General features: G+C 48.6%; 21 protein-coding genes. 8 read left to right on the forward strand and 13 right to left on the reverse strand.

What is annotated here, in order from left to right:
- Nucleotides 1-2: 2 nt before the first annotated feature.
- From EST55_RS06875 to EST55_RS06885, 3 genes are read left to right on the forward strand one after another with little or no spacing between them, the layout of a single operon-like run.
- Nucleotides 3-2,054 (forward strand): S9 family peptidase, encoded by a 2,052-nt coding sequence (locus tag EST55_RS06875; RefSeq protein WP_129496935.1) that lies wholly within the window; start codon nucleotides 3-5, stop codon nucleotides 2,052-2,054.
- Complete coding sequence (locus EST55_RS06880) at nucleotides 2,051-2,872, forward strand: prephenate dehydratase domain-containing protein (RefSeq protein WP_129496936.1); 822 nt, start codon at nucleotides 2,051-2,053, stop codon at nucleotides 2,870-2,872. The genes EST55_RS06875 and EST55_RS06880 overlap by 4 nt, the downstream gene beginning before the upstream one ends.
- Nucleotides 2,872-3,522, forward strand: a complete 651-nt coding sequence (locus EST55_RS06885; RefSeq protein ID WP_129496937.1) for a dienelactone hydrolase family protein — start codon at nucleotides 2,872-2,874, stop codon at nucleotides 3,520-3,522. Before EST55_RS06880 ends, EST55_RS06885 begins: the two co-directional genes overlap by 1 nt.
- A 19-nt stretch (nucleotides 3,523-3,541) precedes the next feature.
- Here the strand turns inward: EST55_RS06885 and EST55_RS06890 are convergent, their stop codons facing one another.
- On the reverse strand, nucleotides 3,542-4,630 hold the full coding sequence (locus tag EST55_RS06890; protein WP_129496938.1) for an ATP-grasp domain-containing protein: 1,089 nt from the start codon (nucleotides 4,628-4,630) through the stop codon (nucleotides 3,542-3,544).
- Nucleotides 4,627-5,118: a 5-(carboxyamino)imidazole ribonucleotide mutase gene (purE, locus tag EST55_RS06895; RefSeq protein ID WP_129496939.1), complete on the reverse strand. Its 492-nt coding sequence runs from the start codon at nucleotides 5,116-5,118 to the stop codon at nucleotides 4,627-4,629. The genes EST55_RS06890 and purE overlap by 4 nt, the downstream gene beginning before the upstream one ends.
- 182 nt (nucleotides 5,119-5,300) lie before the next feature.
- Between purE and EST55_RS06900 the strand changes: the two genes are divergently transcribed.
- The 3 genes from EST55_RS06900 to EST55_RS06910 all read left to right on the forward strand — a co-directional run bounded on the left by EST55_RS06900 (nucleotide 5,301) and on the right by EST55_RS06910 (nucleotide 7,986).
- Complete coding sequence (locus tag EST55_RS06900; protein ID WP_129496940.1) at nucleotides 5,301-5,846, forward strand: hydrolase; 546 nt, start codon at nucleotides 5,301-5,303, stop codon at nucleotides 5,844-5,846.
- Nucleotides 5,847-6,028: 182 nt separating this feature from the next.
- Nucleotides 6,029-6,235, forward strand: a complete 207-nt coding sequence (locus EST55_RS06905; RefSeq protein WP_006954095.1) for a cold-shock protein — start codon at nucleotides 6,029-6,031, stop codon at nucleotides 6,233-6,235.
- Nucleotides 6,236-6,414: 179 nt separating this feature from the next.
- Nucleotides 6,415-7,986: a PAS domain-containing methyl-accepting chemotaxis protein gene (locus EST55_RS06910; RefSeq protein WP_129496941.1), complete on the forward strand. Its 1,572-nt coding sequence runs from the start codon at nucleotides 6,415-6,417 to the stop codon at nucleotides 7,984-7,986.
- Here EST55_RS06910 and cysE read toward each other — a convergent pair.
- The 4 genes from cysE to EST55_RS06930 all read right to left on the reverse strand — a co-directional run bounded on the left by cysE (nucleotide 7,983) and on the right by EST55_RS06930 (nucleotide 10,934).
- On the reverse strand, nucleotides 7,983-8,795 hold the full coding sequence (gene cysE / locus EST55_RS06915; RefSeq protein WP_129496942.1) for a serine O-acetyltransferase: 813 nt from the start codon (nucleotides 8,793-8,795) through the stop codon (nucleotides 7,983-7,985). The genes EST55_RS06910 and cysE overlap by 4 nt on opposite strands.
- 9 nt (nucleotides 8,796-8,804) lie before the next feature.
- Entirely contained in the window at nucleotides 8,805-9,263 is a 459-nt protein-coding gene (locus EST55_RS06920) for a DUF2489 domain-containing protein (RefSeq protein ID WP_100691096.1), read from the reverse strand.
- A complete protein-coding gene (locus EST55_RS06925) occupies nucleotides 9,263-9,679 on the reverse strand; it encodes a GTPase-activating protein (protein ID WP_129496943.1) in 417 nt (138 codons plus the stop codon). The genes EST55_RS06920 and EST55_RS06925 overlap by 1 nt, the downstream gene beginning before the upstream one ends.
- Before the next feature lie 628 nt (nucleotides 9,680-10,307).
- A complete protein-coding gene (locus EST55_RS06930) occupies nucleotides 10,308-10,934 on the reverse strand; it encodes a c-type cytochrome (protein WP_088769290.1) in 627 nt (208 codons plus the stop codon).
- A gap of 195 nt (nucleotides 10,935-11,129) precedes the next feature.
- On the opposite strand from EST55_RS06930, the gene yihA reads away from it, so the two are divergent.
- Together yihA and EST55_RS06940 are read left to right on the forward strand one after the other, a co-directional pair.
- The gene (yihA, locus tag EST55_RS06935) at nucleotides 11,130-11,747 is read left to right on the forward strand and encodes a ribosome biogenesis GTP-binding protein YihA/YsxC (protein WP_129496944.1); all 618 of its coding nucleotides are present in this window, start codon (nucleotides 11,130-11,132) and stop codon (nucleotides 11,745-11,747) included.
- Nucleotides 11,737-12,681, forward strand: a complete 945-nt coding sequence (locus tag EST55_RS06940; protein WP_100691100.1) for a DMT family transporter — start codon at nucleotides 11,737-11,739, stop codon at nucleotides 12,679-12,681. Before yihA ends, EST55_RS06940 begins: the two co-directional genes overlap by 11 nt.
- A gap of 120 nt (nucleotides 12,682-12,801) precedes the next feature.
- Here the strand turns inward: EST55_RS06940 and polA are convergent, their stop codons facing one another.
- The 7 genes from polA to dprA all read right to left on the reverse strand — a co-directional run bounded on the left by polA (nucleotide 12,802) and on the right by dprA (nucleotide 20,336).
- Nucleotides 12,802-15,567: a DNA polymerase I gene (polA, locus tag EST55_RS06945; protein ID WP_129496945.1), complete on the reverse strand. Its 2,766-nt coding sequence runs from the start codon at nucleotides 15,565-15,567 to the stop codon at nucleotides 12,802-12,804.
- A gap of 409 nt (nucleotides 15,568-15,976) precedes the next feature.
- Nucleotides 15,977-16,810 carry a shikimate dehydrogenase gene (aroE, locus tag EST55_RS06950; protein ID WP_129496946.1) on the reverse strand — a complete coding sequence of 278 codons (834 nt, stop codon included), beginning with the start codon at nucleotides 16,808-16,810 and terminating at the stop codon, nucleotides 15,977-15,979.
- The gene (hemF, locus tag EST55_RS06955) at nucleotides 16,807-17,724 is read right to left on the reverse strand and encodes an oxygen-dependent coproporphyrinogen oxidase (protein ID WP_129496947.1); all 918 of its coding nucleotides are present in this window, start codon (nucleotides 17,722-17,724) and stop codon (nucleotides 16,807-16,809) included. The genes aroE and hemF overlap by 4 nt, the downstream gene beginning before the upstream one ends.
- Entirely contained in the window at nucleotides 17,717-18,277 is a 561-nt protein-coding gene (locus tag EST55_RS06960) for an L-threonylcarbamoyladenylate synthase (RefSeq protein WP_129496948.1), read from the reverse strand. The genes hemF and EST55_RS06960 overlap by 8 nt, the downstream gene beginning before the upstream one ends.
- 32 nt (nucleotides 18,278-18,309) lie before the next feature.
- Nucleotides 18,310-18,822: a type I DNA topoisomerase gene (locus EST55_RS06965; RefSeq protein WP_129496949.1), complete on the reverse strand. Its 513-nt coding sequence runs from the start codon at nucleotides 18,820-18,822 to the stop codon at nucleotides 18,310-18,312.
- The gene (locus EST55_RS06970) at nucleotides 18,822-19,295 is read right to left on the reverse strand and encodes a DUF494 family protein (RefSeq protein ID WP_088769298.1); all 474 of its coding nucleotides are present in this window, start codon (nucleotides 19,293-19,295) and stop codon (nucleotides 18,822-18,824) included. The genes EST55_RS06965 and EST55_RS06970 overlap by 1 nt, the downstream gene beginning before the upstream one ends.
- A 3-nt stretch (nucleotides 19,296-19,298) precedes the next feature.
- Nucleotides 19,299-20,336, reverse strand: a complete 1,038-nt coding sequence (gene dprA, locus EST55_RS06975) for a DNA-processing protein DprA (RefSeq protein ID WP_240665270.1) — start codon at nucleotides 20,334-20,336, stop codon at nucleotides 19,299-19,301.
- Between the last annotated feature and the right edge of the window lie 19 nt (nucleotides 20,337-20,355).

Here is a 20,355-nt window from a genome sequence, read left to right on the forward strand (position 1 = left end):
CAATGTGGTTAAAGCAATCCGTTATCGCAGGTAGCATAGCGCTACTTTTCACTTCCGTGCCAGCTTTGGCTCAAGACGCCGCCAAGACAACATTCCAGGCGGAAGATATTTTCCAGCTTGAATACGCCAATCAAGTCAGTATTTCGCCAGACGGCAAATACATTGCCTACATACGCAACAGTTTCGACGATATGGAAGACAATACGCGTCGCTCATTATGGCTGATTGATACTGAAACCGGTCAACATTTACCGATTTTTGACGATCAATTCAGCTACGGCAGTCTGGCCTGGTCGAATGATGGTACTCGTATTGCCTTTGCGTCTAACCGCTCTAATAAAAACCAAATTCATGTTCATTGGATTAAAGAGCAGCGTACCGCAAAAGTCACGCACGTGAGCAATAGCCCCGGCAGTATCAGCTGGTCAAACGACGACTCTCAATTAGCCTTCACCATGTCGGTGAATGCAGAGCCTACGCCATTCGCTAAAAGCGTGAAAAAGCCGAAAAAACCCAAGGGCGCTAAATGGTCTGAATCGCCGATTATTGTGGAAGAAGCTTATTATCAGCGCGATGGTCGCGGCGTTCTGGAGCCGGCACATACCCAACTCTTCGTGGTTCCCGCTGAGGGTGGCACCGCTCGCCAACTAACCGACGGCCCCTACCGACATGGCGGACCACTGGCCTGGACAGAAGATGATGGTCAAATCGTGTTTTCCGGCAACCGCTCGGAAGACTGGGCGTATCAGGTGAATGAAAGCGACCTTTACAGCGTCAGCCTGAGCTCAAAAGAAGTAACACAAGTTACGAACAAGCCTGGCCGCGAGTCATCACCACAATTTTCTCCTGACGGCGAGCGTCTGGCTTACTTACACAGCTCGAACGAGCCGGTGCCTTACCATAAATCACAACTATGGATCATGGACTGGAGCGAACGCTCAGAAACTGAACTCCAGGCTGACTTCGATCGTTCTTTCAGCTCGCCACAGTGGACAGGCAATGAATCACTGGCGGTTTCATACGCCGACCAGGGCAAAACCGTGGTTGCTGATGTCACCTTGAGCAACGAGCTGACGAATCGGGTGGATGATGTGTCCGGTGTTTACGTCAGCCGCCCTTACACCATGGGCTCGTTTACAGCGTCAAAAACCGGCGCTATTGCCTACACCAAAGGCTCCGAATACCGCCCGGCTGATGTCGGCTATCAGCCACAAGATGGCGAAGCGGTTCAGTTTACTCAGCTTAATGAAGACCTTCTTGGTCACCGTGAGTTGGGTGAAGTTCACGAAATTCGCTATGAGTCGCGCTATGACGGCGAAGAGATTCATGGCTGGTACATTACTCCGCCAAACTACGATGAAAACAAAGAGTACCCGTTACTATTAGAAATACATGGCGGTCCTCACCTGTCTTACGGTCCGCATTTTGCTGCAGAACACCAGCGCTATGCAGCCGAAGGCTATGTGGTGCTTTATGTAAACCATCGCGGCAGTACTTCATACGGTAAAGACTTTGCCATGCTGCTGGACGGCAACTACTCGTCACCTTATGACTTTGCTGATCACATGACTGGCATTGATTTACTCATTGATAAGGGCATTGCCGACTCAGACAACCTCTTTATTGCCGGCGGTTCTGCAGGTGGCATCGCCACAGCCTACGCCGTAGGTCTAACCAACCGTTTCAACGCTGCGGCAGCTACGAACCCGGTCATTAACTGGGTGAGTAAAGTACTGACCGCTGACAGCTCAATTGGTCAAATTACCAACCAATTCCCGGGTATGCCATGGGAAGAGCTAGAGCACTATTGGCAACGTTCACCACTGTCTATGGTCGGCGACGTCGAAACGCCAGTGTTGCTGTTTACCGGAGAGAAAGATCGTCGTACGCCGATATCTGAAACCGAGCAGTTCTATCAGGCATTGAAGCTGCAAAAAGTAGATACGGCTATGGTTCGTGTTCCGGATGCCTTTCATGGGGTGACGGCTCGACCCTCCAACATGATTGCCAAAATTGAGCATGCACTGGCCTGGTTTGAGCAGTATAAGAAATGAAGCTAGCCACGTTAGGTCCTGCCGGCACCTTTTCCGAGGTTGCTGCAGGGCTTTACCAGCCTGAACAAGATCACGACATTCAGTTACTGGATAACCTGGTTAGCTGCCTGGAATCGGTTGGACGAGAATGCGACGCTGCCGTTGTTCCTATTGAAAATTTGACCGAAGGCTTCGTTTCTCCGGTCGTCGACTATTTGGTTCAACGACCCTTGCGCATTCAGGCGGAAATTCGCATTCCTGTTGGCTTCCAATGTCTTAGCAACAACGCAAATCCTACGCAGATATGGGCGCAGTTTGTCGCAGCCGGACAATGTAACTCGTACTTACACAAGCTCGGACTGCCTATTATTCATACGGCCAGCAACGCCGCGTCGCTTCAAGCTCTACTGACAGCTGAGGAGTCGTCTGCAGCCATCGTTCCCCAACACATTAGTTGCCCGGAGACGTTGCAGATATTGAATAACAATATCGCTGACAACCCACGCAACGAAACGCGCTTCGTGGTATTATCCGCAACATCTGAAGAGCCTGAGTTCATTAAGGACAAGCGTTGGAAAAGCAGCTTGCTGCTCATTGATGACAACGACCATCCCGGCTTACTGGTCGACAGCTTGCAGGTGTTTGCAAAGCAGCAAATCAACTTAACCTCTATCGTGTCGCGGCCGGCGGGTAGTCAGTTTGGTGACTATCATTTCTTTATCGACTTTGATGGCCACCGCAGCGAACTGGGTGTCGCATTGGCTCTTGAAGAATTGGCCGCTATGAACAACATTCACTGGCTGGGTTCTTACCCGGCCGCAGAAATAGGAAAGCAGTAATGTCTCTGGAAGTTATAAAACACGAACCGGCAGGCACAGCCGACGCCGTTATCATTTGGCTACATGGTCTAGGTGCCTCGGGCAATGACTTTGTGCCTATGACCGAACACCTGAAATTTGCCAACGCGCAGGTTCGCTTTTTGTTTCCTCACGCACCACAAATGCCGGTCACTATAAACCAGGGCATGGTTATGCCTGCCTGGTACGACATTACCGACATGAGCATCGATCGCCAGATAGACAGCAAACAGCTGCGCGAGTCGGCGGCTAAAGTACACGCCATGATAGACGAGCAAGTTGCTCAAGGCATAGACAGTAAACGCATTATCATTGCCGGGTTCTCACAGGGCGGCGCCGTGGGTTATGAAGCTGCTTTAACCTACCCGAAACCGCTGGCGGGTTTAATGGCGCATTCTACGTACTTTGCGACAGCCGACGATATTCAGGTCAATGAAGCCAATGCACAACTGCCCATTTTGGTGCAACACGGTACCCAAGATCCTGTGGTTCCGGAAGTTCTTGGCCAGAAAGCTTGTGCAATTTTGAAAGAGAAAGGGTTTTCAGTGACGTATCAAACCTACCCAATGCCGCACTCACTGTGCTTAGAGCAGGTTCAGGATATGCAGAAATGGCTGGATGAGCGGTTTTAACCGCTCATCTAAGCTGGAATTAACTCGCTAACAGTTGCAGTTTATCCGCCCACGTAGAAGCTAAATTCTCGCCCCGCTCAAACGAGTCGATCATAATATTCACGTGACCGACTTTACGACCCGGTCGCGCATCCTTGCCATACCAATGACATTCAGCGGCAGCCGCTTCCCACAAGGCTTCAGGAATACCGGCCACGCCAATCACATTAACCATTAATGTCGGCGCGATAAGCAGTTCTGGTAGCGGTAAGCCGGTAATCGCACGAATGTGCAGGTTGAATTGGTCACAGTTAGCACCGCTCATCGTCCAGTGCCCTGAATTATGAACTCGCGGAGCCACTTCGTTCACCAGCAAATGCTGGTTGTCACCCTCTCCAACCACGAAAAACTCTATAGCCAAAACGCCGACGTAGTCGAGTGCATCGGTCAGCTTTTTATGATGCTCTTTGGCTAACGCTTCAAGCGCTTTAGAAAAGTGCTCTGCGCCCGCCAAACTGTAAGACAGAATACCTTGCGTATGAACATTCAAAGTCAGCGGAAAACAGCGCTGCTCACCTTTATGCGAGCGAGCGCCAACAACCGACACTTCGTCGGTAAAGTTAATCATGTCTTCAACAATGCCCGGGCGTTGTCCAGCCTCTTCAGCGACAACAGCGATGTCTTCACCCGGCTTCCAGCGCCACTGGCCTTTGCCGTCGTAGCCGCCTTTCGCCGACTTAATGACAACCGCATGGTTACAGCCTTCTAAAATAGCCGTCAGCTCAGCTACATTCTCATAAGCCTTCCAGGCGGATGTGGGAATACCCAGCTCATCGCATAGCGCTTTTTGCGTACGGCGATCAACCAATTCGTTAAAGCGCTCGGCTTTCAATAAAAATTTATCGGCCGTTTGGGCAACCAGTTCTTCGCCTAAGTGCTCGTGCTCCCAGGTGGTCACATCCGCCCACTCATTGGCCTCGGCTAACGTCATTGCTAACGGTTGTTGGCTACCTAAAGCCATCACCTTATCCAGTCGGTCACTGTATAAGACACATTCATGCCCCTGCTGAATAACCGCTTTACCCAGCATTTGACCCAACTGCCCGTTGCCAAGGATCAAAATTTTCATTTTGCCAGCTCCAAGTCTGAATTCGCCATGACTTTTTCTTTCTGCGCTTTGCGAAATTCATGGACACGTTTACGCACGTCGCTGTCAAAACTGCCAATAACCTGAGCAGCCAGCAAACCGGCGTTCGCTGCTCCAGCATCACCAATAGCCAAGGTTCCCACGGCAACACCTTTAGGCATCTGCACAATAGAGAGTAGGCTATCCAAACCTTTCAGCTGTTTGCTTGGAACCGGCACACCAAACACTGGAATAGCGGTATAAGCTGCCAGCATACCGGGCAAGTGAGCAGCACCACCAGCACCGGCAATAACCACAGGCACCCCGTCTTGCTCGGCTTGTTCCATCGTCGACTTTAATAAGTCCGGCGTGCGGTGCGCAGAAACGACCTTCGCCTGCCACTTTACGTTCAGCGATTCCAGCATCTCTGCTGCTTTCTGCATTACCGGCCAATCGGACTGGGAACCCATTAGAATCAATACCGGAGCCATGGTGTCACCTTTTATTTACTGTTTGGATGTGCGTCTGTATTTGGAAAGGCGGGAATTGTAGCTATTGGCGGGCGCGACTGCAAATTTACTGCGGATTTTTTAAGCAAGCTACGACTTTTTGCTAATCGCCTTGTTAATCCGCTAAGGTAGAATGCTATAAAACATTGCTAATGAGGTATTCCATGTTGCTTTCAGCCCAAGACTCGCTGCTTCTTATTGTCGATGCTCAGGAACGGCTGTTACCGGCCATTCACCAACGTGACGTTGTCACCTCACGTATGCGCTGGCTGGGCGAAATTGCTATGCAGCTGGACGTGCCCATTTTAATTACCGAGCAATATCCCAAAGGCCTGGGCTACACCGTCAGTTCTCTACAGGAAATTATTGAAGCCGGTCGTGTGGTTGAGAAAACGCACTTCAGTGCATTAAAAGAGCAAACCTTCCGCGATGTTCTTAGTGAATACAATAAAAAACACATTGTCGTCATGGGCATGGAAACGCACGTTTGTGTCATGCAAACCGCCATAGATATGCAAAACGCCGGCTACCAGGTGTTTTTACCGTCTGATACTGTTGGCTCAAGACGCCCCACAGACAAAGAATGTGCGATAGAGCGCATGAGAAACTCCGGCATTGAAATTATTACTTCCGAAATGGCGGCGTTTGAGTGGCTTGAGAAGTCCGGCACCGATACGTTCCGCCACATTAGTCGTAACTGGTTAAAATAAAACAAGGTCTTGTTGACTCGGGCTGTATAAAGCGTATACTCGAAGCCGCTGAGAAAATTTCGGCTATTGATTTGAGATTATTTACGAAGTCCTTTTTTGCTGTACCTCGTTTTGTAAGTCCAAGTAATACCAAGTTTTTTGAGCATTTTTGTTTTTAACATGCACTACGAGGAAATATCAGCATGTCTACTACTACTGGTAAAGTAAAATTCTTTAACGAAGCAAAAGGCTTCGGTTTCATCGAGCAAGAAAACGGCGCAGACGTATTCGTACATTTCAGCGCTATCCAAGCAGACGGTTTCAAAACTTTGGCTGAAGGCCAACAAGTTTCTTTCACCGTTGCTCAAGGTCCTAAAGGTCCTCAAGCTGAAAACGTAGTTCCTATGTAAGGAACTCTTAGTGCGCATAGTGCATTAAGCGTTTTAAAGAATTTCGAAACGCCGCTTTTTTAAGCGGCGTTTTTTTATGCTTCCAATTACTTTATTTGCTTTATTCCTAAACTTTCCCTTCAAAAATACGATAACCTTACTAACATTGATGTTAATCAAACTTTTTCAAAAAGGCTCTTATGAAAAACAATGGTCCGGTCACCGGCAAGGAAAACCGCTTTCCCGATCACTATCGACTCATTTCGTCGACAGATCTCAAGGGTATTATCACCCACTGCAACGAAGATTTCGTCAATGTCAGTGGCTATACTCGTGCAGAATTAATTGGCTCTCCCCACAATATTCTTCGTCACCCCCATATGCCGGCTGGCGTTTTCGAGCAAATGTGGAAAACCATTAAGCGCGGCAAGCCCTGGATGGGTTTGGTCAAAAACCGTTGTAAAAATGGCGACCACTACTGGGTCAGTGCGTATGTCACGCCTATTATGGAAGATGGAAAACCTAAAGGCTTTGAGTCCGTTCGCGTTGCCGCATCCGAGCAGCGTAAAAAACGCGCTCAAGCTATTTACGATCGCTTAAATGCCGACAAACATGCCCTACCTCTAACACAGCGTTTATGGCTTGGCTGCAAAGACCTCATGCCGGTTGTGATTCCGGGCGTTACGGCCAGTGCGGTCATTGCACTAATGGGTCAACCCGTGCCTGCGCTTATCGCACTTGCGGCGACCGCCGTAACGACCTTTGCCTATGGCGCTTATATTGGCCGGATGCTGCAAGGACTACTTAACCTACGTCCCGAAGCCTTCGACTCTGAGTTAGTAGGAATGACCTACTTCGATATGCAGGGGCGAGAAGCCAAATTGGCGATGCAGCTATTAAGCGAAGGCGCACGAAACCGAACCGCCCTTAGCCGCATGAAAGATGCAGTTTCAGGGCTTTTAGCGATAGCAGATGACACTCACCAACAAGCAGCGGACAGTAAAGCGCAAATAGACAAGCAAACAGCATCGACCGAACAAACTGCAACGGCGATGAACGAAATGTCTTCAGCAATTCAAGAAGTGGCTGATACGGTAGAGCGTAATGCGCAGCAAGCCGAGTCTGCTAATGCGAACGTTGAGAACAGTGTCCGCTTAGCCCGTCAGGCCAGTGATGTTATTGTCAGCTTGCACGATGCGGTTAAGGAAATTGCTCAAACGGTTCATGAGCTCGATCAGTCAACCGGAGCCATAGGCGAAGCAGCCGATTTAATTTCATCGATTGCCGACCAAACCAATCTACTGGCTCTTAACGCCGCCATTGAGGCAGCACGTGCCGGTGAACACGGTCGTGGGTTCTCGGTAGTAGCAGACGAAGTACGTAACTTGGCGCAACGCACAACTCAATCAACAGACAGCATTCATCAGGTCATTCAACAACTGCGCGATAAAGCGGGTAACGCGGTTTCTGTATCGAACAAAGGTGAAGAAGCTGCGGCTGATGGGGTCAACAAGGTTCGGGAAGCCGACGCAGCGTTGGGCGAAATATCGACGGCTATCCAGGAAATTTCAGATATGTCCACCCAAATGGCGTCGGCCGTTGAAGAGCAAAGCGGAGTTGCGGAGCATATCAGCGAGCAAATCACCTCGATTGCGGACACTGCACGCTCAACTCAGGCAACGTCAGAGCAGACTCAAAGTTCAAGCACAGAGCTGCAATCAACCATTAAGCAGCTCTACTCGCTTATTGAACGCTTTGACCTGAAGTCTTAAGAGTTATCCTGCTCTTTATGATGAGTGCGTCGCTCAGCGGCGCGCTCAGTTTCTTCCAAAAAGTCGACATCATCGACATCAACTTCCGGAATTTCGCCGCATACATCACCACCAAGCTTATTGATTGCCTGGCAAAGATCAGCGACCTTGGTATCTAAAACTTGAACATGGTCAAGCATACGACCTATCGCTGTCGCGACGGGATCAGGGTTATCCGCCGAAATCGCATATGCATCAAAGCCATACTCTCGCGCCATTTTTTCCCGGCGTTCACTGGTCTCTTTATCAACACCCGACTTCGCCACACGAGCAGGAATACCAACAACCGTCGTTAGCTCAGGAACATCGCGTACCACCACGGCATTCGAGCCAATTCTCGCCTGCTGGCCAACAGTGAGCGGCCCTAAGACTTTTGCACCGGCACCAATAACAACACCGTCTTTCAACGTTGGGTGTCTTTTGCCTTTATGCCAGCTGGTGCCGCCTAAAGTGACACCGTGATACAACGTAACGTCGTCACCTATTTCCGCGGTTTCACCAATCACAACGCCCATACCGTGGTCGATGAAAAAGCGACGCCCTATTTTAGCGCCCGGATGTATTTCAATACCGGTCAGCCAACGCGCAACGTTTGAAAGAAAACGAGCCAACCAGTAAAGCTTCCACGTCCACAGTTTATGGCTTATACGATGAAACCAAATGGCGTGCAGCCCAGGGTAATGGAACAGTACCTCCATGGTATTGCGAGCAGCCGGGTCACGATCGAATACACTGGCGATGTCTTCTTTCATTCCTTTAAAAAACGCCATGCGGCCTCCTCAGGCGGCGGGAAAATTCTTCAATAGCTTGTCGACGTCGGCAAGGATAATGTCGCGCATGCTTTTCTCGTATCCTTCACGCTCATCATCCAGCTCACGAATCTTTTTCTTAGGAAACTTTTTGCGGTTTTCATGCGTCGGCATGTGTTTAATTTTGTCGTACATGTCATGCATCGCCGGATAGTCCTGCGAGTAGTCATATTTGACCGCTTCCGGCCGATGATCGAGCAGCACAACGATTCGTAAACACCCTTCAGACAAAGGACACTGCTCTTGTTGCATTGCCTTAGCTATCGTAATAATACTTTCGTCAATTCGATCAACACGCTTTTGTACGGCCGCTTTGCGTATATTATTCTGACCACGTAGTCGTAACATTAGCGTTGCCGCATACCATCCAAGCCCGATAATAATAACGAGCCCAACTATGGCTATTACCCAAAGTAGTTCACTGGACATTAGTACTCCTCGTCATCCCAGTCGTCATCAAGCTCGTAACCCAGCTTGCTGATAAGTGTTTCGTAACGCTCTGACTTTTCATCCAAATAGCGCTGCTCTTCGGCACTCAAGGTTTCCCCTTCTTCAAAGCGTTCAGCCAAACTTTGTAGGCGCTCATCGTTTTGCAGCTGCTGCAACTCCTGCTCAGGCGTCATCACAAGTTCTATTTTACGGCGACTGCCAACGCGAGGATCTTTCTCATCCGAACTTTCGCTTTGAGTCGCGGTTGCTTTTTGATGCTCAAGGTGGCGCTGGCCCGGCCGCAGACCTTTCCCTTTCTTTTTCCCCTTAGTGCTTACTTCACTTGGGCGCTTGTCTTTTGGCTGCTTCGAGGGTGCCAAAGGACCTGTCTTACGTGTTTTCTTTCGGCGAGTCATTGTCGCTCCTGGTTAGGAAAACGTTAAAGTAAAGATATAGAGGTATTGTAACGCAAGAATGCGTAAAACGTCATTGTTGGAATAAGAATGAGGGTGTAGAAAAGAAAAAAGGCGATGTTGCCATCGCCTGCTTTCTCATAAGACGGGCAGCGCACTGCTACTATGAGAATGGTTGTCACTGCTTCCGAGTTGTTATTGCGGTCTTCCGTAACCTGTTTTTATTGTTGTTATTATTAAATGGAGCAACCGCAAGCCTCTCGGCTGTTTACTCCCTGGATTATCGATAAATGAGATGACTGTTTACAAAACGGAAATCTAACTTTTCGATAATCGCCTCGACCTCTTGTTATTTTTTTGTATCGAGTTAGCTGTATTTTTACAGTCTTTTTATTATTTTCTCAAGGGCTACAAGCCAATTATTTTTGTTTTTGTCAGGCTAGACCGTCCTCGAGCGTTGTTAACAATACTTGAACCAAATATTAATTCAACAACTTTCTTGATCTAAAAAACAACTTTTTTATTACTTTTTGATAACAAAACAAAAAAGCACTGACTTTTTATGCGCTTAGTTATAAAAAAAGCGGCCACAAGCCGCTTTCTTTCAAATTGACTCTATTTTGAGCAACGATTAGTACAAACCGCTCAAAAACTTCGACATGAGTTCAATTTCTTCGTCCGTCATTTTCTCAGCAACGCCTCGCATCATGCCATTTGGATCATTTGCACGCTCACCGCTACGGAACATTTTCAACTGAGACTCCGTGTAGGCTGCATGCTGACCTGAAATGTCAGGAAATGCCGCTAAGCCCATGCCGTTACCACGCGGACCGTGACAAGCTGCACATGATGGAATATTGGTTTCGGGATTACCGCGGCGGAAGAAATCTTCGCCCTTTGCAATTAATTCTTTAGGTGTTTCGCCTTTTGGCTCGTCCTGCGATGCATAGAATGCAGCCAGATCCGCCATGTCTTGTTCAGATAAGCTTGCTACTTGTCCCATCATAATCGGGTTGTTCCGGCCTTCTTCACCGCCCGTTTCAGAGGCGCGCTTAAAGTCCATCAACTGCTTATACAAATACTTTTCGTGTTGACCGGCTAAGTGCGGGTACATATCGGTTGGAGATTCACCATTGGGCCCATGACAAGCCGCACATACCTGTGATTTCTCTTTACCAGCTTCGGCATCGCCACTTTGCGCTAATGCGATACCCGTGGTACCGAAGAAAAGTCCCAATAAGATTGCGAATTTTTTCATGTTTGCTTCTCTTCTGTTCTGGATGGCGCCACGCGCCCCAACAAATCACCTTAAACAGGTTGCTATTTTACACAAAACTTGTGTGGATTAAATGATTAATAGCTAATCTATCTGGAATTCGTCGTTGGCTGACGTGCTGAGATCATTCATAATGGGGTCTGTTTTAGATTTTTTAACCAATAAGTGACCCTATCTGTGTCAATGAAACCTCTGAACTACGCAAGCGCTAGCTTCGTCACCAGCGCACCAGACATAACGAAATTGCCGCCTGATACGGGAATTGAAATTGCTTTTGCCGGGCGCTCTAACGCCGGTAAGTCAAGTGCTCTCAACACGTTAACACGGCAAAAAGCTTTGGCCAGAACCAGTAAGACCCCGGGCCGTACGCAGTTAATTAACGTATTTGAACTCGACAGCGGCGAGCGACTCATCGACTTACCCGGTTATGGTTTCGCGAAAGTGCCTATGGCAGTTAAAGAAAAGTGGCAAAAGGCGTTGGCTGAATACTTGCAAAAACGCGACAGCTTAAAAGGCATTGTGGTACTTATGGATATTCGCCATCCGTTCCGCGAAACGGATCAAGAGCTTATCTACTGGGCAGCCGACTGCGGTATTCCTGTACTCGCGTTGCTGACCAAAGCAGACAAGTTAAAGCAAGGTCCACGCAAATCGACGGTTCTGCAAGCTCGACAAGCCGCCATTGCCTTCAATGGTGACGTCCAGGTTGAAGCCTTTTCCTCTTTAAAGCGCATTGGCGTAGAGCAACTTGAAAACAAACTCAACGAGTGGTTTAGCAGCCAAGATGACGGATAATCAACACCCACTCAGCGCTTGGTTGTTATTGGGGTTACTTTCCCTTATTTGGGGGAGCTCATTTCTGTTGATTAAAAAGGGCCTTATCGCATTTGGTCCCATGGAAGTGGGCGCTTTAAGAATTAGCTCTGCAGGTATTGTATTAGCGCCCTTTATAGCAAAACGTCTGAATAAAATTACTCGTAAACACTGGTTGAAGCTGGCCAGCGTTGGATTGGTCGGCAGCTTCATACCGGCTTTCATGTTTGCCATTGCACAAACGCAGCTCGCCAGTGGTGTCACCGGCGTGTTGAATGCATTAACGCCCATCACCACACTGGTTATCGGCGCGCTATTTTTCCATCAGTCGGCCAAAGTGGCTCAGGTTATCGGTATTATCATTGGTTTAGGCGGTACACTGTTACTAATAACGGCCTCAGCGAATGGTGGTTGGGATTTTAATCTCTACGCACTGCTGGTCATGGCCGCAACCGTTTGTTACGGACTTAACCTCAACCTGATAAAACACAAAATAACCGATTTGGCGCCGCTGACAATTACCGGCATTTCCTTATTAATGGCGGCGGTACCAGCTACCATCTACCTGTTTGTGGGTACCGAGTTTGTGACACAAGTTCAACAACCGGGTGCGATGCTGTCATTGGTGTCGGTATTAGTATTAGGCATTATTGGTACAGCCGGAGCCTTGGTTATTTTTAACCACGTCGTTCGCCTAACCAATACGGTATTTACCAGTTCAGTCACTTACCTTATTCCAGTTGTTGCCGTGTTGCTGGGTGTACTCGACGGCGAACCGTTCTGGTTTCAGCATGGTATCGGCATGGCAGCCATTTTAGTTGGTGTCTGGTTTGCTAACCGAAAAGGTCGTTCAGGGCTTGCAGGCATGCCTGCGCGGGATAAAAGCAAAAACACCGCAACTCAGAAAGAAACATAAAAAACCCGGCTCAATAGAGCCGGGTAAAAGTAATCCAGGGAGAACAATTTGTTGAGGGTGGATTATTTCCCTCAATTAATCTGACTAGGGTGCTCAAAAAAAGTTCAGCTTTTTTTGAATCTAGTGCGCTTCATCCCAGTTTTTTCCTTTGCCCGCTTCTGCAATCAAAGGCACATCAAGGTGTGCAGCGTTTTCCATAACCGCTGTTAACTCCTTAATATAGTCGTCCAGTTTTGCTTCTTTTATTTCAAAAACAAGCTCATCGTGCACCTGCATCAGCATACGGACATCGTCCTGGCAGTTATTTTTCTGAATCCAGTCAGCCACCTGCAGCATCGCCTTTTTAATAATATCCGCCGCAGTGCCCTGCATTGGCGCATTAATTGCCGCTCGTTCAGCACCCTTTCTACGCGCGCCGTTACTGGCTTTTATGTCCGGCAACGGCAAGCGGCGACCAAATAAGGTTTTGACGTAACCTTGGTCTTTCGCTTGCTTTCGGGTGTCTTCCATGTATCTCAAGACGCCGGGGAAACGCTCAAAGTATTTATCCATGTAATGCTGAGCATCGTTACGGGCAATGCCCAGCTGACGAGCCAAGCCGAATGCCGACATACCGTAAATAAGCCCAAAGTTTACCGCCTTGGCTTGCCGACGCTGCTCGTCCGTGACTTCTTCGGTTTTGCATCCAAAGACTTCTGCCGCCGTCGCCCTGTGAATATCCAGACCTTCGGCAAAGGCATTCAACAGTGACTTATCCTGCGACAAGTGAGCCATAATCCGCAGCTCAATCTGACTGTAGTCAATCGCAACGATTTTATACCCGTCTTCAGGAACAAAGGCCTGACGAACTCGACGACCTTCCGCGGTTCGAATCGGGATATTCTGCAGATTTGGATCCGTCGATGACAGTCGTCCAGTTGCTGCAACTGCTTGCTGATACGACGTATGCACTCGCCCCGTTTCGGGGTTTATCATTTTAGGCAACTTGTCAGTGTAGGTTGATTTCAGCTTAGACAAGCTTCGATGCTGCAATATCACATCCGGCAGCGGGTAATCATGCGCTAGCTCGTGCAACACTTCTTCTGCCGTTGACGGGGCACCTTTAGGGGTTTTCTTAATGACCGGAAGCTCCAGCTTTTCAAAGAAAATGCGCTGTAGCTGCTTAGTCGAACCTAAATTAAACTCTTCTCCGGCAATATCGAACGCTTTTTTCTCAAGCTCAGCCAGCTTTTCGGTAATTTCCTGGCTTTGCTTGCCCAGCAAATTAGCGTCAATACGCACACCGTACTGCTCCATATCGCACAGCACAGAAATAAGCGGCACCTCAATATCGGTTAAAACACTTTGTAGCTCGCTGCCCGTTTCCTCCACTTTTTTCCAAAGTACCTCATGCAGACGCAACGTAATATCCGCGTCTTCAGCGGCATAAGGGGCGGCTTTCTCAAGCTCAATTTGATTGAAGGTCAGCTGCTTCGCACCTTTACCGGCAATGTCTTCGAAGCCAATGGTTTTATGGTTTAAATAATGCAGGCTTAGAGTGTCCATGTCGTGGCGCGTACCCACGCTATTAAACACATAAGACGCCAGCATGGTGTCATTTAAAATGCCACCCAACCGAATGCCATAGCGACGCAAAATATGCGCATCGTATTTTAAGTTCTGACCCACTTTTTTCGGGCTGTCGCCCTCTAAAATCGGTTTTAGCTTTTTCAGCAACCAGTCGCGGCCCACCTGTTCAGGTGCGTCCATATAATCATGCCCCACCGGAATATAAACCGCTTCACCTGGCTCGGTTGCTAATGACACGCCAACTAACTCAGCCTGCATATAATTCAAGCTAGTGGTTTCGGTATCAAATGCCACAAAATCCGCGTCAGAAAGCCCATTGAGATAGTCTTCTACGTCTTTTTCGGTTTGTAGCGTTCGGTAGCACTTTGAGGAAATATCGCTACTGACCTTATCAGAGCTTTCTTCACCCAGCGCTTGATCAGTCGCAGCGCCCTGCTCCATAAGCTCTCCCAGCCAACGGCGGAATTCACACTGACCATAAAGCTCTGCTAATTTTTCCGCATCTGCTGATTGAATATGGAGATCATCCGGGTGCATGGGCAACTCAACATCGAGTTTGATAGTGGCCAATTCACGCGACATCAGCAACTGGTCTTTGTACTCACGAAGCTTGTCCGGCATCGACTTAGCACCGCGGAATGATAGGGACGTTACCGCGTCGATATTGTCGTAAATTTCATCAATACTGGGTATGCCCTGAAGCATGGCCTGAGCCGTCTTCTCACCGACCTTGGGCAGGCCAGGAATATTATCTGAGCTGTCGCCCATGAGTGCCAGGTAATCAATAATTTGCTCAGGTTTAACACCAAACTTCTTCTCAACACCCTCAGTATCCATGAGTGTATCGGTCATGGTGTTTATCAGCATAACGTGATCATTCACCAGCTGCGCCATGTCTTTATCGCCCGTACTGATGAGCGTAAAACGGCCCTGATCGCCGGCTTGCTGCGCTAATGTGCCAATAACGTCGTCGGCCTCGACACCGTCAATGCACAATAGCGGCAGACCCATTGCTTTAACAATACTGTGGAGTGTCTCAATTTGGCTTCGAAGATCATCCGGCATTGGCGGTCTGTGCGCTTTGTATTCCTCATAGATATCACTTCGGAAGGTTTTACCTTTCGCATCAAACACAACGGCCATGTGCGAGGGCTGGTATTTTTTTAACAGGCTGCGAAGCATATTTACCACACCATATATCGCGCCGGTTGGTTCACCATTGGAGTTAGTTAAGTGTGGCGGCGCATGAAACGCACGGAATAAATACGATGAGCCATCAACAAGAATAAAAGGGTTCTCAGGAACGGTTGCCGACATAGGTTTTGTGTCCGATTAAACATTTCCTAATAGGATGCCACATCTGGCGGTTTCACACCACTGAACAGACTGTGCATAAGCTGTTGATATGTTTGTTGACAACGATCTATTCCACAGTCAGAAAACAAAGTTTCCCCGTGTCTTTAAATATAGCTAACTTATTGATATTGATGGGTTTAAAACGGCAGGTACCCTAGCTTACCTTATTATTTTTATTGCTAAAGCTTCACTGTGGAAACTTATTGATTTGGTCTTCAGTAAGACTGAAAAAACTTTTCCCAAACCGGTCAAACAGACTACCACAAAATTCGGGATGATCTACTACCAAAATCCATTTTTTTATATTCTTTTGTTCGGTAATTTTTCGGATTTATAAAACTTTTTATAAATCACTTAGAAATCAGTGGGTTCAGCCTCGTATTTTGGACATAACAAAGGTGGTATTCGGCCGCTCTCCACCCATCCATAATTGGTAAGAGGAAGCCGCCTGCTCAATCAACATTCCCAATCCATCGGCACGGTTTTTAACGCCAGCCTTTTCCAGTTGCTTCAGAAAATGAGTGGGGGTATCGCTGTACATTAAATCATAGCCCCAGGCGTCGTAAGTAAAACGTCCCGGCAACGGAATATCCATATTGTGAAGACTGCTGCTGGTGGCATTTACGACTGCACCAATCTGTTCGTTAATACTGTTGGCATTTGATACAACCTGAATATTCTCGGCATCGAGAACACTCAAGTCGACAAGCAACTGCTTAAGAACTTGGGCTTTCTCCAGCGTTCGGTTAACCAAATACACTTTCGCCGGACTCAAACTCAGTAACGCAGGTAACACGCCGCGAGCTGAGCCACCTGCACCTAACAAAACAAGTGAGCGCCCACTTACACGAAAGCCTTTGCTATTTAAATCTTTAACTAAGCCTTCACCGTCGGTGTTGTCTCCAACAACAAAGCCTGAGCCAACTCTCATTAACGTGTTTACTACGCCAGCAACCCGGGCTCTATCCGTTAAGATGTTTGCCAGTTGTGCTGCTTGCTCTTTAAATGGCAAGGTAACATTCGCACCCAATCCGCCATTTCGAAAAAACTCCGCTACTGCTTTTGGAAAAAGAGCCGGCGTTGCTAGCATTCGCTCATACAAAATACGCTCATCGCGAAGCTCTGCAAATAAACTATGAATGGTTGGTGACAAACTGTGAGCCACCGGGTTCCCGAAAACCCCCAAACGCACTGGACTCGTCATTGCTCTGCCAACCAATCTCGTGGTTGCAAATAATAAGACGTTAGCAGCTCTTCGGGGGAACCAGGCTCCGGCGTCCAGTTATACTCCCAGCGCACAAGCGGAGGCATCGACATTAAAATGGACTCGGTACGGCCACCTGTTTGCAGACCAAACAGGGTTCCTCTGTCCCACACCAGGTTAAACTCAACATAACGCCCACGTCGATACAGCTGAAAGTCTCGGTGCTGCTCGGTGTAAGGGGTCTCTTTACGGCGTTCGACTATCGGCAAATAAGCCCGGGTAAAGGCATCGCCCACCGCCTTTATCACCGAAAAGCATTCTTCGAATGGCCGGTCATTCAAATCATCAAAAAAAACGCCACCCACACCGCGCGCTTCGTTGCGGTGTTTTAAAAAAAAGTAGTCGTCGCACCATTGCTTGTATTCTGGATAAAAGGCTTTATCAACGCTGTCTAACGCCTGCTTCGCTGTTTTATGCCAGCCAACGACGTCTTCTTCAAACGCATAAAACGGCGTTAAATCAAAGCCACCTCCGAACCACCAAACTGGCTCTTCCCCTTCCTTTTGGGCAATAAAAAAGCGCACATTCATGTGAACGGTTGGTACGAATGGGTTTTTAGGATGCAACACCAACGACACGCCGCAGGCATTAAAGTCACGACCTTCCAGTTCCGGTCGGTGCGCGGTTGCAGAGGCAGGCATTTTTTCACCATACACATGCGAGAAACCGACGCCGCCTTGCTCAAAAACCGCACCGTTTTTCAAAATACGAGAGCGCCCGCCGCCCCCGCCTGGTCGGTCCCAGCTGTCTTCCTGAAACCTTTCTGCACCGTCTGCCTCTTCTAACTGCTGGCAAATACTGTCCTGCAGTGCCATTAAGTAGTCTTTTACTTGCGTTAAATAGCTACTATGCATCGTCTCGAAGCACCTTATTGCTAAATGGGTCGATAATACGAGTCGGGTTCTTAGCGCCGCCGGTTGGAGCATCCATTACCCAGCTGACTTTGTCACCAAACTGCTGCGTAACTTCTTCAGCGGTACGTGCCGGCTCTTCGCCGGTTAGGTTGGCACTGGTGGACACCAGCGCATGACCCAGCTCACGGCATAACTCCCGCACTGCTTCGTGGGCGGAAACACGCACAGCAATGGTATCTCGTCCGCCAGTCAGCAGTCGCGACGTTGTTTTCCTTGCCGGCAGAATAAGCGTCACAGGACCCGGCCAGTGCGAAAGCACAGAAAACCGTTTATCCTGCGGTATGGCCGTGTCATCAACATACGGCAGCAATTGGCTGTAATCAGCGGCAATTAAAATAACGCCTTTTTCTGCCGGACGCTGTTTCAAGCTGAGTAGTCGTTGAATAGCAATTTCGTTGGACGGGTCACAGCCAAGCCCAAAAACGGCTTCTGTTGGGTACGCTATCACCCCGGTTTTTACCGCTTCTTTCGCGGCTTCCCAGTCGTGAGACATAACACACTCTCTCGTTAAATTGTTGCGGGGTATTATAGCGTGTCAGATTTATAGTCGCATTGCTTTTGTATACAGACTTTTCGCATACCAGAGGCTGTTTTCCGCTTCACTAATAATGCAAAACCACACTTAGGGCAAGACTCATCGGCCGGCGGCTGATTCACCGTAAATTGGCAAGTCGGATACTGGTCACAGGCATAGAACACGGTGCCTCGGCGGGACGTTTTTTGTCGTAACTGACCTTTTTTACACTCAGGGCATTGAATGGTGTCGTCATTGCCCGCGTCAGGCTCAGTAACGAACTCGCAGTCAGGAAAGTTGCTGCACCCGACAAATAAGCCATAGCGGCCGCTTTTCAATTGCAGTTCTTCGCCACACTCAGGACAGGGAACGCCTAAGTTTTCCGGCTCTATTTCAGACTGTTCTCTTAAGCCACGCTTGTAGTCACAGTCCGGGTAACCGGTACAACCTAAAAAACTGTTATGACCAACGTGTTTTATAACTAACGGCCGCTGACAACGCGGGCAGCGTTCATCAGCGGACATTAATGTAAGGGTCCATCTGCTTCTTCAAACAGAAGCCCTTCCATTTGGTCGTAAGCAGCTTCTTGTCCGGGGACATTAAACAACACCATCAAAACAACCCATTTCAGATCGTCTAATGTAAAGCGGGCTGTTTCCAGCTCCATGACACGGTCAATGACCACTTCACGTGTGGCAAAATCCAACACGCCCAAGTTTTCCAGATACATGATAAAACCACGACACTGGCTGTCCAGGCGAGTCATTTCATCGGCTGTGTAAATGCGAGTCGCTTGGGTAGCGGACGCATCAATATAAGATTTGGTTTCTAATTCCTGTAAGTCGGCCAAGCGCTCTAACCACGCTAACGCCTTTTGAATTTCCTGTTCACGGAAACCAGCGCGCGTTAATTCATTGGTCAGCTCGTCGTGATCGACCACCACTTCCATTTCAGAATGGATATAGTTTTCAAATAAATACATGAGGATATCAAACATGATTTAGCGCCTCCCCACTTTGATATAACCGCCTGGTACGGCTGCCACAAGTCCATCTAATTCGTATAACACTATCTTCTCCATGACTTCAGCAACCTCGAGTCCGGACAATTGTACCATGTCATCAATTGTTCGTGGCTCTGAATTCAGACTAGCGAACAAACGGCAGTTTGCCAAGCTTTCATTCTCGCCGTTCAGTCGGTTGTCATCGACAGAGCCAGCCGCACTGACATCAAACCAATCGAGGATGTCCTGTGGCGTGTTAATCAACTTAGCGCCTTGCTGCAATAGCCAGTGACACCCCTGATGCTCCGGCATTAAAACGGAGCCCGGCACCGCACCCACTTCTCGACCTTCGTTCAGACCATGAATGGCGGTCGACAACGAGCCGCTTTTACGAGCCGCCTCGACCACAACAACAGCCTGACTAATACCACTAATAATACGATTGCGGCGGGGGAAGTGATCAATTCTGGCGGTCTGCCCCGGCGGAAATTCAGAAATCAGCAATCCCTGGTGAGCAATGAAATCCTGCAAGGTTTTATTCCTGCGCGGGTAATACTGGTCTATTCCCGTCCCAAGCACCGCAATGGTTTTCCCTTTATCGGCCGCTGTTTTATGTGCCTGCGCGTCGATACCCATTGCCAGGCCGCTCACCACGACGATACCGGCAGCAACCAAATCTTTGGCTATCCAGTCCGTAATTTGCAAACCACTATGCGATGCTTTTCGGCTCCCAACAACAGCGACACCTGCACCTTGCAGTAATTCTTTGCGCCCCCGGTAATACAGCAGCCACGGCGGATTTTGAATGGATTTTAGCGGCTCCGGATAGTCGTCACAAAAATACGAAATGACGCCCTGCCGCTCCGTTTGCGCCCATGTTTTGGCTGCGTTTATCCATTTAGGGTTGACCGGTTTAAACGATTGCCCCCATCGTTCCGATAACTCCGCAATGGAGGTGCTCTCTCTCGCCGCTTTCTGTACCTTGTTTGGCGCCTTTGACGCCCCCATTAATAAACATAAGTGCTCAGCATCCATGCCCTGTCCTTCACCGGTC

The sequence above is a fragment of the Idiomarina sp. 29L genome, assembly GCF_004123135.1.
GTDB lineage: Bacteria > Pseudomonadota > Gammaproteobacteria > Enterobacterales > Alteromonadaceae > Idiomarina.

What these genes read in the sequence shown, in the direction of transcription:
- EST55_RS06960 (WP_129496948.1), bottom strand. Translation starts at nt 18,277, where the DNA reads ATGTCTCACGACTGGGAAGCCGCGAAAGAAGCGGTAAAAACCGGGGTG.
- EST55_RS06905 (WP_006954095.1), top strand. Translation starts at nt 6,029, where the DNA reads ATGTCTACTACTACTGGTAAAGTAAAATTCTTTAACGAAGCAAAAGGC.
- purE (WP_129496939.1), bottom strand. Translation starts at nt 5,118, where the DNA reads ATGGCTCCGGTATTGATTCTAATGGGTTCCCAGTCCGATTGGCCGGTA.
- EST55_RS06940 (WP_100691100.1), top strand. Translation starts at nt 11,737, where the DNA reads ATGACGGATAATCAACACCCACTCAGCGCTTGGTTGTTATTGGGGTTA.
- cysE (WP_129496942.1), bottom strand. Translation starts at nt 8,795, where the DNA reads ATGGCGTTTTTTAAAGGAATGAAAGAAGACATCGCCAGTGTATTCGAT.
- dprA (WP_240665270.1), bottom strand. Translation starts at nt 20,336, where the DNA reads ATGGATGCTGAGCACTTATGTTTATTAATGGGGGCGTCAAAGGCGCCA.
- EST55_RS06880 (WP_129496936.1), top strand. Translation starts at nt 2,051, where the DNA reads ATGAAGCTAGCCACGTTAGGTCCTGCCGGCACCTTTTCCGAGGTTGCT.
- EST55_RS06885 (WP_129496937.1), top strand. Translation starts at nt 2,872, where the DNA reads ATGTCTCTGGAAGTTATAAAACACGAACCGGCAGGCACAGCCGACGCC.
- hemF (WP_129496947.1), bottom strand. Translation starts at nt 17,724, where the DNA reads ATGCATAGTAGCTATTTAACGCAAGTAAAAGACTACTTAATGGCACTG.
- EST55_RS06910 (WP_129496941.1), top strand. Translation starts at nt 6,415, where the DNA reads ATGAAAAACAATGGTCCGGTCACCGGCAAGGAAAACCGCTTTCCCGAT.
- EST55_RS06965 (WP_129496949.1), bottom strand. Translation starts at nt 18,822, where the DNA reads ATGTCCGCTGATGAACGCTGCCCGCGTTGTCAGCGGCCGTTAGTTATA.
- aroE (WP_129496946.1), bottom strand. Translation starts at nt 16,810, where the DNA reads ATGACGAGTCCAGTGCGTTTGGGGGTTTTCGGGAACCCGGTGGCTCAC.
- EST55_RS06920 (WP_100691096.1), bottom strand. Translation starts at nt 9,263, where the DNA reads ATGTCCAGTGAACTACTTTGGGTAATAGCCATAGTTGGGCTCGTTATT.
- EST55_RS06970 (WP_088769298.1), bottom strand. Translation starts at nt 19,295, where the DNA reads ATGTTTGATATCCTCATGTATTTATTTGAAAACTATATCCATTCTGAA.
- EST55_RS06925 (WP_129496943.1), bottom strand. Translation starts at nt 9,679, where the DNA reads ATGACTCGCCGAAAGAAAACACGTAAGACAGGTCCTTTGGCACCCTCG.
- EST55_RS06930 (WP_088769290.1), bottom strand. Translation starts at nt 10,934, where the DNA reads ATGAAAAAATTCGCAATCTTATTGGGACTTTTCTTCGGTACCACGGGT.
- polA (WP_129496945.1), bottom strand. Translation starts at nt 15,567, where the DNA reads ATGTCGGCAACCGTTCCTGAGAACCCTTTTATTCTTGTTGATGGCTCA.
- EST55_RS06900 (WP_129496940.1), top strand. Translation starts at nt 5,301, where the DNA reads ATGTTGCTTTCAGCCCAAGACTCGCTGCTTCTTATTGTCGATGCTCAG.
- EST55_RS06890 (WP_129496938.1), bottom strand. Translation starts at nt 4,630, where the DNA reads ATGAAAATTTTGATCCTTGGCAACGGGCAGTTGGGTCAAATGCTGGGT.
- EST55_RS06875 (WP_129496935.1), top strand. Translation starts at nt 3, where the DNA reads ATGTGGTTAAAGCAATCCGTTATCGCAGGTAGCATAGCGCTACTTTTC.